Here is a 12,225-nt window from a genome sequence, read left to right as displayed (position 1 = left end):
CTCCCAAGGCTAAATACTCCCTAGTGATCGATAGTGAACCAGTACCGTGAGGGAAAGGTGAAAAGCACCCCGGAAGGGGAGTGAAAGAGATCCTGAAACCGTGTGCCTACAAATAGTCAGAGCCCGTTAACGGGTGATGGCGTGCCTTTTGTAGAATGAACCGGCGAGTTACGATCCCGTGCGAGGTTAAGCTGAAGAGGCGGAGCCGCAGCGAAAGCGAGTCTGAATAGGGCGTTTAGTACGTGGTCGTAGACCCGAAACCAGGTGATCTACCCATGTCCAGGGTGAAGTTCAGGTAACACTGAATGGAGGCCCGAACCCACGCACGTTGAAAAGTGCGGGGATGAGGTGTGGGTAGCGGAGAAATTCCAATCGAACCTGGAGATAGCTGGTTCTCCCCGAAATAGCTTTAGGGCTAGCCTTAAGTGTAAGAGTCTTGGAGGTAGAGCACTGATTGGACTAGGGGTCCTCATCGGATTACCGAATTCAGTCAAACTCCGAATGCCAATGACTTATCCTTAGGAGTCAGACTGCGAGTGATAAGATCCGTAGTCAAAAGGGAAACAGCCCAGACCGCCAGCTAAGGTCCCAAAGTGTGTATTAAGTGGAAAAGGATGTGGAGTTGCTTAGACAACTAGGATGTTGGCTTAGAAGCAGCCACCATTTAAAGAGTGCGTAATAGCTCACTAGTCGAGTGACTCTGCGCCGAAAATGTACCGGGGCTAAATACACCACCGAAGCTGCGGATTGATACCGAATGGTATCAGTGGTAGGGGAGCGTTCTAAGGACAGTGAAGTCAGACCGTAAGGACTGGTGGAGTGCTTAGAAGTGAGAATGCCGGTATGAGTAGCGAAAGACGGGTGAGAATCCCGTCCACCGAATGCCTAAGGTTTCCTGAGGAAGGCTCGTCCGCTCAGGGTTAGTCAGGACCTAAGCCGAGGCCGACAGGCGTAGGCGATGGACAACAGGTTGATATTCCTGTACCACCTCTTTATCGTTTGAGCAATGGAGGGACGCAGAAGGATAGAAGAAGCGTGCGATTGGTTGTGCACGTCCAAGCAGTTAGGCTGATAAGTAGGCAAATCCGCTTATCGCGTATGCTGAGCTGTGATGGGGAAGCTCCTTATGGAGCGAAGTCTTTGATTCCACGCTGCCAAGAAAAGCTTCTAGCGAGGTAAAAGGTGCCTGTACCGCAAACCGACACAGGTAGGCGAGGAGAGAATCCTAAGGTGTGCGAGAGAACTCTGGTTAAGGAACTCGGCAAAATGACCCCGTAACTTCGGGAGAAGGGGTGCTTTCTTAACGGAAAGCCGCAGTGAATAGGCCCAAGCGACTGTTTAGCAAAAACACAGCTCTCTGCGAAGCCGTAAGGCGAAGTATAGGGGGTGACACCTGCCCGGTGCTGGAAGGTTAAGGAGAGGGGTTAGCGTAAGCGAAGCTCTGAACTGAAGCCCCAGTAAACGGCGGCCGTAACTATAACGGTCCTAAGGTAGCGAAATTCCTTGTCGGGTAAGTTCCGACCCGCACGAAAGGTGTAACGATTTGGGCACTGTCTCAACCAGAGACTCGGTGAAATTATAGTACCTGTGAAGATGCAGGTTACCCGCGACAGGACGGAAAGACCCCGTGGAGCTTTACTGTAGCCTGATATTGAATTTTGGTACAGTTTGTACAGGATAGGCGGGAGCCATTGAAACCGGAGCGCTAGCTTCGGTGGAGGCGCTGGTGGGATACCGCCCTGACTGTATTGAAATTCTAACCTACGGGTCTTATCGACCCGGGAGACAGTGTCAGGTGGGCAGTTTGACTGGGGCGGTCGCCTCCTAAAGTGTAACGGAGGCGCCCAAAGGTTCCCTCAGAATGGTTGGAAATCATTCGTAGAGTGCAAAGGCATAAGGGAGCTTGACTGCGAGACCTACAAGTCGAGCAGGGACGAAAGTCGGGCTTAGTGATCCGGTGGTTCCGCATGGAAGGGCCATCGCTCAACGGATAAAAGCTACCCCGGGGATAACAGGCTTATCTCCCCCAAGAGTCCACATCGACGGGGAGGTTTGGCACCTCGATGTCGGCTCATCGCATCCTGGGGCTGTAGTCGGTCCCAAGGGTTGGGCTGTTCGCCCATTAAAGCGGTACGCGAGCTGGGTTCAGAACGTCGTGAGACAGTTCGGTCCCTATCCGTCGTGGGCGTAGGAAATTTGAGAGGAGCTGTCCTTAGTACGAGAGGACCGGGATGGACGCACCGCTGGTGTACCAGTTGTTCTGCCAAGGGCATAGCTGGGTAGCTATGTGCGGAAGGGATAAGTGCTGAAAGCATCTAAGCATGAAGCCCCCCTCAAGATGAGATTTCCCATAGCGTAAGCTAGTAAGATCCCTGAAAGATGATCAGGTTGATAGGTTCGAGGTGGAAGCATGGTGACATGTGGAGCTGACGAATACTAATAGATCGAGGACTTAACCATATAATATGTAGCAATGTTATCTAGTTTTGAGAGAACATAAAAAACTTGTTGACTTTTAAAGTAAATAAGTTATAATAATGATTGTCTCAAAAGAATAATGTCTGGTAATGATGGCAGAGAGGTCACACCCGTTCCCATACCGAACACGGAAGTTAAGCTCTCTAGCGCCGATGGTAGTTGGGACCTTGTCCCTGTGAGAGTAGGACGTTGCCAGGCAATATTATTCCGCAGTAGCTCAGCGGTAGAGCTATCGGCTGTTAACCGATCGGTCGTAGGTTCGATTCCTACCTGCGGAGCCATTGGAGAGCTGTCCGAGTTGGCCGAAGGAGCACGATTGGAAATCGTGTATACGTCACAAGCGTATCAAGGGTTCGAATCCCTTGCTCTCCGCCATAGGATTTATAGTATTTGGCCCGTTGGTCAAGTGGTTAAGACACCGCCCTTTCACGGCGGTAACACGGGTTCGAATCCCGTACGGGTCACCACTTTGGAGGATTAGCTCAGCTGGGAGAGCACCTGCCTTACAAGCAGGGGGTCGGCGGTTCGATCCCGTCATCCTCCACCATATAAATTTTATATGAATAGTATTATCGCGGGGTGGAGCAGCACGGTAGCTCGTCGGGCTCATAACCCGAAGGTCGCAGGTTCAAATCCTGTCCCCGCAACCAAATGGTCCCGTGGTGTAGTGGTTAACATGCCTGCCTGTCACGCAGGAGATCGCCGGTTCGACCCCGGTCGGGACCGCCATTTTAATAAGGCTCGGTAGCTCAGTCGGTAGAGCAGAGGACTGAAAATCCTCGTGTCGGCGGTTCGATTCCGTCCCGAGCCACCATTTATTTTAATAAAATACGCCGGCTTAGCTCAATTGGTAGAGCAACTGACTTGTAATCAGTAGGTTGGGGGTTCAAGTCCTCTAGCCGGCACCATGTAAGTTTCGGAGGGGTAGCGAAGTGGCTAAACGCGGCGGACTGTAAATCCGCTCCTTCGGGTTCGGCAGTTCGAATCTGCCCCCCTCCACCATTTACATAGGGGCATAGTTTAAAGGTAGAACTGAGGTCTCCAAAACCTCCAGTGTGGGTTCGATTCCTACTGCCCCTGCCAAATATATTTACACAACATGGCGGTTGTGGCGAAGTGGTTAACGCACCGGATTGTGGCTCCGGCATTCGTGGGTTCGATTCCCATCAGTCGCCCCATTTTTATTTTAAAAATTACAAATAATCTAATGGATACTTACATATAATTAAGTAAGAATTCGATGGGCTATAGCCAAGCGGTAAGGCAACGGACTTTGACTCCGTCATGCGCTGGTTCGAATCCAGCTAGCCCAGCCATTTTTGCGGAAGTAGTTCAGTGGTAGAATACAACCTTGCCAAGGTTGGGGTCGCGGGTTCGAATCCCGTCTTCCGCTCCAATAAAATTTAATATGGCGGCATAGCCAAGTGGTAAGGCAGAGGTCTGCAAAACCTTTATCACCGGTTCAAATCCGGTTGCCGCCTTTTCTTTTGTGCCGATGTGGCGGAATTGGCAGACGCGCACGACTCAAAATCGTGTTCCTTCGGGAGTGTCGGTTCGACCCCGACCATCGGTATCATGAACGGTTAAGAGAAGAGATGAGTAATCATCTCTTTTTTTGCGTTTGTAAGCGGACAATATGCGAGAATACTACGAAATATCAAGCGTTTCCTACTGCGGTGGGAGACGCTTTTTTTATGCCCTAAGCGCACTAATTATGCGCTAATACTTCTCCGCCAATCGTGTACACCAATTATGCGCAATGATAGGAGGACAGGCGCTTGTGAGTAGACGTAAAAACGTATTAGACGATAGTGAATTAGCCATTATGCGTCGGACAACAAAATCGTATGTAGAGACGTTTGAGGATGCGATAATTCTCTTTTTAAAAGACTGCGAAATCCGCAATCTTAGACCCCATACCATGAAATTTTATCGAAGTGAATTAAATACATTCATTAATCACTTAGGAGAACAAGGTATAGATACTAACTTTTTAAAACCAAGTCATGTAACAGAAGAGCATATTAAAGAGAATGTAATCTTGTATCTACGAAATTATAAAGGAAATCGCATTGTTACCATTAATACACGATTACGTGCTTTACGTGCGTTCTTCAATTTTCTTTATAAAAACAAACACATTCCAAAGAACCCATTTGAAAATATAAAGTTGTTAAAAGACCGTAAACATGTAATTGCAACATTTACGAAAGAACAGTTGGACAAGCTATTTCGACAACCTGACTTAAAAACATTCACAGGGGTTCGAGATTACACGATGATGATGTTATTACTCGAAACAGGGGTAAGGGCGAATGAATTAATAGGTCTGTCCCTAGCGGATATTCGATGGGAAGACAACTTGCTATGTGTACGTAATGCGAAGAGTTATCGGGAGAGGCTAGTTCCGTTTCAATCGAATATGAAGAATCAGTTAAAGAAATATATTGCGATTCGTGGTTACGTAGAGGAGGATGCTTTGTTTGTAACAGTGGATAATTCACGATTATCTAAACGTGCATTACAGAATCGTTTACAAAAGTACGGAGAAATGTCGGGCATAAAAGATGTTAGATGCAGTCCGCACACTTTCCGACATACCTTTGCGAAGCTATCTGTACAACAAGGAGCAAATATATTTGAGTTACAAGCGATCTTAGGGCATACAAGTATGGAAATTGTAAAGACATACGTTAATTTATTTGGAAATGACGTGAGAGAAGCACATAAGAAGTTTTCGCCATTGAAAGTTTTAGAAAAACGATACGTTTAAGGTAGAGAACGAAAAAAGTCCCCGACGGCAATCGGAGACTCAAAACATTCACATATAAGTAAATAACCGATGACACCGTCATTCAGTACCTTCATTCTATCGAAAAAATTCGAAGATTGCAAGGCGTCTTTAGTAATGTCTTTTTTAGGTACTGATGCGGTAAGTCACGACGTGGAAGCCGTACCAAGTCGATAACTTAAAAACGTAAAAGGGGAGCTGAACCGCCGCAAACATCAGCGCTATACAATCAACGCATATCATTCCCCGTGCGTCGTATAGGTCTAGCCGATTGCGGGCATTGTACGGCAAGGGTGGAAATACGTTGTTACTACGGTAACAGGGTGTATCGAAAGATTTACGCACTATGGGACGTTTTGTAGTGTAGAAAGTCGATATGTGCGAAAGCACAAGGACGGGGAATGCGTTACTGAAAACCTCACACAACGAGCCGACGCTAGTTGTTAACGCCTTACCTCTATTCGCATTGATATATACGAAATCTGATGAAGTTTAAACGCTTCGTTATTTTTTTATCTTTGCGAAATAGGGGTTCAAATTGCGCCCTGCTTCCTACGACTTCCTCGCCTCAGCTAGTCGATGTGTCACCGCTTGTCAACAGCATAAATTCGGTATTAAACGTCACTAGCGGAAGCGAGTTGAATATCGGAGGTAGACACAGGCGCTATAAGAGGTGGAAGACTTACGTATGGAAAGCAGACTTACTATAAGACGATACGCAAATAAAGGCGAAGACATAAACACAACATTAAATAGAATAGCGATACTAGCTAAGGAAGAAGTGGAAGATTATTACACTGGAATATGCGATAATAAGTATGTAGAAAAAATTGAAGCGCATTACATACCGTTGATTGAGCGCTTAGCTAAAGATAACTGGTATAAGATAAATAACGAAGTACACTTTATCGATGATTGTTTCCGTAGAATAAGATATGCGATTAGAACGTTTGATATAAATAAGGGCGATTTCGATAAGAGGGTTAAGAGTTTTATTTATCAGGCTTTACGTAAATATTGCGGAGAAAGAGGAAAAAGAAGAACGGTACTTACACTTATAAGTGATATAAATGTACTTGAAACGCTAGGGGATTGTGCAGAAAATGCGGAAGAGAAAGCGATCTGTAATATAATGACTAACCGAGATACTTACGCAAAGCTATATGAAAACATATGCAAGAAGAAAATAGATTTCATTGTACTAGATACTATGATACATACGGTAGAGAATAACAATAGGGTTACAGAAGCCGAAATCTCTAGAGTATTATCGAAAAAGACGGGGCGATCATTTGATTCCGCTAGAAGTACGGTGAGAGGATTTAAGCAGAGAATCCGAAAAAGAAATGTTAGAAAGGAAGACAGGGCGTGAAGGATAGAAAGAAAGAGAAAAATACAAGGGCGAACCTGTTAATAGTTGCATTTGTATTGCTGGTTGTTACAAAGATAATCGGAAACGCCATTATAGGTGGCCTATCAGTATTATTTGCAATGGCTGTAGTCGCATCGGTTATAACTGCTAGGATTGGAGAGTTTATGCGGAAGAGGAAAGGAAAAGAGGACGTATAAAGGTTCAAAGAAAGAAGGGGAAATTACTATGAAATCATTTAAGAAAGTAGTTTTATTAGGTGTGGCGACAACGTCAATCTTTAGTGCTTGCTCAACGAAAGAAAAAGCGGACTATGAGCCATATAAGAAACACGAATCTGTTGAAACTGCGCAAGGAAAAGAGGAAAAATCCAATCCGACTAAGGTCGAAAAGGGTGAAGAAGAACCTACGCAGGACGCGAAACCGCAACAAGTGGAGGAATCTACGAAGGAAGATACGGAGATTAACGACAGACGTCCATATTATAAAGATGCGAATAACGATGCACCAACCGTGTCACTAGAACAGTATGACGACATCAAGGTCGGAATGTCTGCGAATAAAGTCAAAGAGATAGCGGGAACGCCTAGATTCATCGAGAAATATAAGTCGTTCTCTATTTACGGATATTTAGGTCATGGTGGAGAAGGTTCGATGACTATCACGTTTAACCCTGATGGAAGTGTAACGAAGAAAGAGCAAGATGGTCTTAGAAATAATGCGGTTAAAGACGCAAAAGCTAACGAAGATCGTGCGACAGGTAATGGTGACCGTAATTCTAAACCTGCTACGAAATCTAGTACTAAAATTCCGAACGATTACTGTGGACATGGACACGATGAAACGAAGGAACTAGCGCATGGTTGCGACAAGATTATTGATGAAGAGGCACACCGAAGGCATCTAGAGCAACAGGAAAGAGATTATGAAGAACAGCAACGTAAGGAAGCGAAAAAATACCAAGATGAAATGACCGAGGAAGATAAGGCGAGAATCCTACGTCAAGAAAAACGTTGGAATACGCCTAGCGGTGGTATTGGTGATAAGTGGCAAGATGAATTAAAAGAAATGGAAGAGCAGGGATAACAGAACTTAGTTACCACACTTGTCTTTGTTATGGAGTGATATAATAAATTTATAGAATCATATATATATATGAATTGGGGTAGGATAAATGAATAGTGTCGAATTAATTGAAAATGAAGTGTTTGGAATTTTAGATGAGATTAGTGGTATTTTTTCAGTTAAAATTACTGAGCAAGTACGTGAATTTTTAACGGTTACAGATGGGGAAGACTCTTTACAAATTGTTTTACGTGGACATTTATATGTGGAATATGAATTAGAAAGATTGTTAAGACATAATATAGAAAATCCAGATTCTATTTTAACTAATAGATTTATGTTCATGAATAAACTTAATTTAGCTACAGCCCTGGGATTATTGCCTGAAAGTAAGAAAAAGGCTTATAAAAAATTAAATGATTTAAGAAATAAGTATGCTCATAAAATTAGATTTGAAGTAAGCGATAAGGATTTAGAGGATTTTATAAGTGTTATGGATAGAGAGGTGAAGGATGATTTTGTGGAAAAGCATAAAGGTGTTCATGTGGCGGATACTAATCTAAAGTTAAAACATGCACTTTCAGCTTTATGGACGGATGCCTCTAGAACTGTATATTTCCGAGAGATAGAGAAGTATAAGGAAACTATGGAGTTTGTACGTGAGTTAAGTGGGGTTTTTGATGGTAATAGAGAGGAGTTTCTCAATTTTAAAAAACAAAAATTATTGGAGTTAAAAGGACGTATTGAATTTATAACAGATGAATATTAGAGGAAAAGTCGCTCTTTTATTGGAGGGGCTTCTTTTTAGCGCGGATGATGGTATTTTGGTAGTTCCTCTACTTGTTTATATGAATGTGTTTCTAATAATGATAGGGCGTGTTAACGTCACGTCCTATATCTTAAAAGATATTATAACACTTCCTTTTTGATATTTAATAGTTGATTGTACGCTGGTTTGATATGAAATAGTGTTAGTACTAAATATAGCGAAATAAACCGATTTACAAATATTTGTAGTGAAATGTAGGGTTATCCATCGATTTAACTGCAATATAAATCGTATAAGTGTATTCGTTTTTATAAAAGTGTAGTCAAGCGTAGTGTAATGAATTGAAATGTAAACTATCTGATAATCTAACGGAAAGTAATCGAATCTCTTGTGAGAGTAAGCGTTACACGCATGTGAATCAACGTAAATAAGTTTGCGAGAGTTTACGTATATAAGGGTGGGGAGAATATGCGCAGGAATTACGATAGGTTATCGATTTTATTTCGCCTATATATCTGCTGGAAAGGTCTAGAGCGAAGGGATTCCGAAATTCAGGGGGTTTGACGTTTTTATAGATTTCCACTATTAATATAGATCGCTGGAATTATCGAACTTCTGCGAAATAAGAAAAAGCACCAGCCTAGCCGATGCCTTATCTCTTATAGTACGAATGTATTAAGGTCGTTCTCTATTTCCTCCGATGTAATTCCGATATAAGTCAACGTAACTTGCGGATGACTATGATTAAGTATCGTTTGTAGTTTCGCAACATCTTTCGTTTGCTTATAGAACCAATAACCGAACGTTTTGCGCATTGTATGAGTTCCGACGCTTTCTACTTCTGCGAATTCCGACGCTTTTGTAATACTGCGATATGCTTGTGTAGGTGATATCGCCTTATCGCCTTTTCTCGAAGGGAATAACCATTCACTATCGTTAGATTTCGCATAGGCTTGCACCTCTTCGTATATGTTCGATAGATTAACTTCGCGAGATTTCTTTGTTTTACCTTCCGCAACCTTCACCACTTTTCTACGGAGCACATCCGATGTCTTCAACTTTAATAGATCGCTGACACGTAATCCTGTGTTAATACCAATAAGGAATAATATGTAATCTCTCTCGGAGCAATGACGGCGAAGCGCCCACTTCATATCTTCTATTTGTTGTCTAGTGCGGATTGGCTGGACATCCTTAATTTGATTCATGTTATTTCCTCCTGTTACAAACCCAATATTCATGCGGAAATGAATGTACGTTTTTTTAAGTTATTTATAATATACTACCTAATCAACACGAAATCAATGTTATCAATGAAATGAATGTACGTTTTTATCTAATTTCATACATTGAACCCACGGCACGTGATGTATATAAAAGACCCCGTTATATGTTTTATATTTTCACAAGTCTGCACATCATTCGACCAATAGCCTGCATCATACTACCAAACCACCAATACCTAATCGCAATCCTCTGACGCATATAGCCCGTCATACCACACGGACACAGAGCGTGCCACACAGGCTCATATAGGCGTTTCTATCTGCGTATGTATTGTAAGTATTCTAAGTAATTAACGGCTCGTTTGCGGTGCTCTAACGTTACTAAATGACGACCTATTCCATAATACACCACGCCAATAATACGCACACCATATCGTACTATCAGGTATCGTTATACTGCATCGTACATCATGAAGTACTGTGCGTTAGTGTTTGCGCTAAGTGTGTTCGAAAGAGTTATCGAAAAAGATTCTATTAATCTGTTCTCGAAAAGAGTTCAGAAGTCTTCGAAGAGTTATTCGAAAGTGATCGCTTTCTTTTATTCATCCTTTCATTCACTCTTTTCGATTCTCGTTGCGCATTTAAAACGTTATTAAATCAACGTTTCTTTTAATGCATAAAAGTTTATTCGAAATGAATGTGCGAAGAAACTTCGAAGAAAGCTTTTAAATCAACGTTTTCAAAGAACTTTCGAAAGTAACAAAAAGTCCTTCTGTTTCATTCAGTATGCAAGCGAATGAATATCGAATTCACCAAACCAGTTGTCCATTCCTCGAAATCTCATGACCCCCCAAGCCACCCTACCGCCCCCCTGAAGCAAGCCCCTACAAATAGCGCACACCATTTTTAACTCGGGGTGTTATTCCCTGCAATCTTAACCGAAATCTATTATCTGATTGCGTTTATAGGTACGTAGGGACAAGTTGACTATCATTATTAACCTTTTATCGCAATCTAGCGGACTTATTGTCTTATAAGGCGAGAGTAATCGTTTTTGTATCGCTACATATTTCATTGCATAAGTTACCGAGATATTAACCTATTTTGGGACAGCGACGCCCCTATATGAGTGTAAGGCAATCACGCATAACTAGCATTAGTGACGGTTTCCCCGCCGTCTCTCTTTCTTCTATTAAAGAGTATCTGCGCTTCGCTTCGAGTGTTCGCAGGCTCTCACAATAACTATTACTGCGTATCGATCTTTTAGGAAATTAACGCACTCTATCAAAATGATATTCCGCCGATAGAAGGAATGGCGCATGTGTAGTTGATGCGTCAAAGGGGTTCAATATTTACACAGATAACAGAGTACTTTAATGGGCAAATTCGTTTACATCCCGCACGGCTCTAAGGATGAAGCCTATTATATAAACAGTAAAATATGTGACAAATTCCGAGTCGAAGCAGTCGAATATGTGACAAGTGTACATTCGATTACATGAAGGAGGAAGAGAAGCAATGACAAAGAAACCTGAATTCAAGGCACTGAGTGACGCAATACACAACGGAGAAATAGCACTACCCGAGGAACTGCAAACGGCGTTAAAACAGGCAGTGGCAATTGCAGAGAATCAAAGAGTACGTACATCCGCCGAACTAGATGCGATTCGACACAAGGAGTTACGCAAAGAAGATACAAGGCGCTTCGTAATGGTTAACGGTAATGAAGGCGAGCAAACACGATATGACCAAGCTACACTCAATCAACTGGGCGTATTATTCAAACTATCGTTATACCTTCAAATGAATGCGGGCGGACTACTGATGCATGATACTGGGCGAGGGAAGTACGGTATTCGACCACTAACAACGAAGGATATACAGAAGTTACTAAAACGTGGGGAGAAATCGACACTCAAGGCACTAATGTATCTAGAGTATATCGGCGCAGTCGTTCGAGACAATTCGCAACGCCCGACGCTCTACTATATTAATGAGGATTTAATAAGATGCGGAAGAACTGACGGAACGTTCGACAACTTCACGAAAGTCTATAAAGAAGAAGCGAAACAACTCCTGTCGAAACTGTCAGACCGTCAAGCAGGCAGTATTTTCAAACTAATGCCATATGCGCACAAGGATACATATGTATTATGTACAAATCCGCAGGAGTTCGAGCCGTCACATGTAGAGATTCTAAGTTCCCGTGATATAGCGAAGATTCTAGGCATCGCATATAACTCAACACGCAATCTATTATCATCACTCATTAATGACGGGGCAATGATATCAGTAAGCGGTGCGAAGACTGGCGTTAAGGGTCGAGGCTATGTTATCAGCCCGTATGTGTGCGATAGAGGTGTGTTAAATAATCCGCTAGAAGGCGAGATTAAAGAATTATATCGCCAATTTACAGAAAAGTCGGCGTGAGTATGTAATCTTCGTCGGAAGAAATCAAGATTAAGTAAGAACTCTAATTCTAAGATGTTTGTGGTAATAAAATGCGAGAGGGTTTAGGTAGCCCTCT

7 protein-coding genes, 15 tRNA genes and 2 rRNA genes (1 of these 24 running past the window's edge) are annotated in these 12,225 nt (G+C 42.8%); 23 read left to right on the top strand and 1 reads right to left on the bottom strand.

Annotated features, from left to right (window positions below; translation table 11 throughout):
• The 22 genes from QCI79_RS10445 to QCI79_RS10340 form a co-directional block, all read left to right on the top strand.
• Window positions 1–2,460: ribosomal RNA gene (locus QCI79_RS10445) — 23S ribosomal RNA — on the top strand (it extends 463 nt beyond the left edge of the window).
• Window positions 2,461–2,560: 100 nt separating this feature from the next.
• Window positions 2,561–2,676 (top strand): 5S ribosomal RNA (gene rrf / locus QCI79_RS10440).
• A gap of 8 nt (window positions 2,677–2,684) precedes the next feature.
• A tRNA-Asn gene (locus QCI79_RS10435) sits at window positions 2,685–2,759 on the top strand.
• Between the two features lie 2 nt (window positions 2,760–2,761).
• Window positions 2,762–2,853: transfer RNA gene (locus QCI79_RS10430), tRNA-Ser, on the top strand.
• Between the two features lie 17 nt (window positions 2,854–2,870).
• Window positions 2,871–2,945, top strand: a tRNA-Glu gene (locus tag QCI79_RS10425).
• A 4-nt stretch (window positions 2,946–2,949) separates the two neighbouring features.
• Window positions 2,950–3,025: transfer RNA gene (locus tag QCI79_RS10420), tRNA-Val, on the top strand.
• A gap of 26 nt (window positions 3,026–3,051) precedes the next feature.
• Window positions 3,052–3,128, top strand: a tRNA-Met gene (locus QCI79_RS10415).
• Window positions 3,129–3,131: 3 nt separating this feature from the next.
• Window positions 3,132–3,207, top strand: a tRNA-Asp gene (locus QCI79_RS10410).
• Window positions 3,208–3,216: 9 nt separating this feature from the next.
• A tRNA-Phe gene (locus QCI79_RS10405) sits at window positions 3,217–3,292 on the top strand.
• Window positions 3,293–3,310: 18 nt separating this feature from the next.
• Window positions 3,311–3,386 (top strand) — tRNA-Thr (locus QCI79_RS10400).
• 10 nt (window positions 3,387–3,396) lie between these two features.
• Window positions 3,397–3,480: transfer RNA gene (locus tag QCI79_RS10395), tRNA-Tyr, on the top strand.
• 7 nt (window positions 3,481–3,487) lie between these two features.
• Window positions 3,488–3,561: transfer RNA gene (locus QCI79_RS10390), tRNA-Trp, on the top strand.
• 19 nt (window positions 3,562–3,580) lie between these two features.
• A tRNA-His gene (locus tag QCI79_RS10385) sits at window positions 3,581–3,656 on the top strand.
• Between the two features lie 63 nt (window positions 3,657–3,719).
• Window positions 3,720–3,794, top strand: a tRNA-Gln gene (locus QCI79_RS10380).
• Window positions 3,795–3,799: 5 nt separating this feature from the next.
• Window positions 3,800–3,874: transfer RNA gene (locus tag QCI79_RS10375), tRNA-Gly, on the top strand.
• Window positions 3,875–3,888: 14 nt separating this feature from the next.
• A tRNA-Cys gene (locus QCI79_RS10370) sits at window positions 3,889–3,959 on the top strand.
• Between the two features lie 10 nt (window positions 3,960–3,969).
• Window positions 3,970–4,051, top strand: a tRNA-Leu gene (locus QCI79_RS10365).
• Between the two features lie 207 nt (window positions 4,052–4,258).
• Window positions 4,259–5,251 (top strand): tyrosine-type recombinase/integrase, encoded by a 993-nt coding sequence (locus QCI79_RS10360; protein ID WP_021728041.1) that lies wholly within the window; start codon window positions 4,259–4,261, stop codon window positions 5,249–5,251.
• A 706-nt stretch (window positions 5,252–5,957) separates the two neighbouring features.
• Complete coding sequence (locus tag QCI79_RS10355; protein WP_042991510.1) at window positions 5,958–6,641, top strand: hypothetical protein; 684 nt, start codon at window positions 5,958–5,960, stop codon at window positions 6,639–6,641.
• Window positions 6,638–6,838: a hypothetical protein gene (locus tag QCI79_RS10350; RefSeq protein WP_021728368.1), complete on the top strand. Its 201-nt coding sequence runs from the start codon at window positions 6,638–6,640 to the stop codon at window positions 6,836–6,838. The genes QCI79_RS10355 and QCI79_RS10350 overlap by 4 nt, the downstream gene beginning before the upstream one ends.
• Before the next feature lie 28 nt (window positions 6,839–6,866).
• The gene (locus tag QCI79_RS10345) at window positions 6,867–7,724 is read left to right on the top strand and encodes an outer membrane protein assembly factor BamE (RefSeq protein ID WP_021728369.1); all 858 of its coding nucleotides are present in this window, start codon (window positions 6,867–6,869) and stop codon (window positions 7,722–7,724) included.
• 88 nt (window positions 7,725–7,812) lie between these two features.
• Complete coding sequence (locus tag QCI79_RS10340; protein WP_021728370.1) at window positions 7,813–8,472, top strand: DUF4145 domain-containing protein; 660 nt, start codon at window positions 7,813–7,815, stop codon at window positions 8,470–8,472.
• 659 nt (window positions 8,473–9,131) lie between these two features.
• On the opposite strand, the gene QCI79_RS10335 is transcribed toward QCI79_RS10340, so the two are convergent.
• Complete coding sequence (locus QCI79_RS10335) at window positions 9,132–9,680, bottom strand: tyrosine-type recombinase/integrase (RefSeq protein ID WP_021728371.1); 549 nt, start codon at window positions 9,678–9,680, stop codon at window positions 9,132–9,134.
• A 1,536-nt stretch (window positions 9,681–11,216) separates the two neighbouring features.
• On the opposite strand from QCI79_RS10335, the gene QCI79_RS10330 reads away from it, so the two are divergent.
• Complete coding sequence (locus QCI79_RS10330) at window positions 11,217–12,128, top strand: hypothetical protein (protein WP_021728372.1); 912 nt, start codon at window positions 11,217–11,219, stop codon at window positions 12,126–12,128.
• Window positions 12,129–12,225: the final 97 nt, after the last annotated feature.

This window comes from Bacillus cereus group sp. MG1, from assembly GCF_040460035.1.
GTDB classification, from domain to species: Bacteria; Bacillota; Bacilli; order Bacillales; family Bacillaceae_G; genus Bacillus_A; species Bacillus_A cereus.
This window is presented reverse-complemented; position numbering and strand designations above follow the sequence as displayed.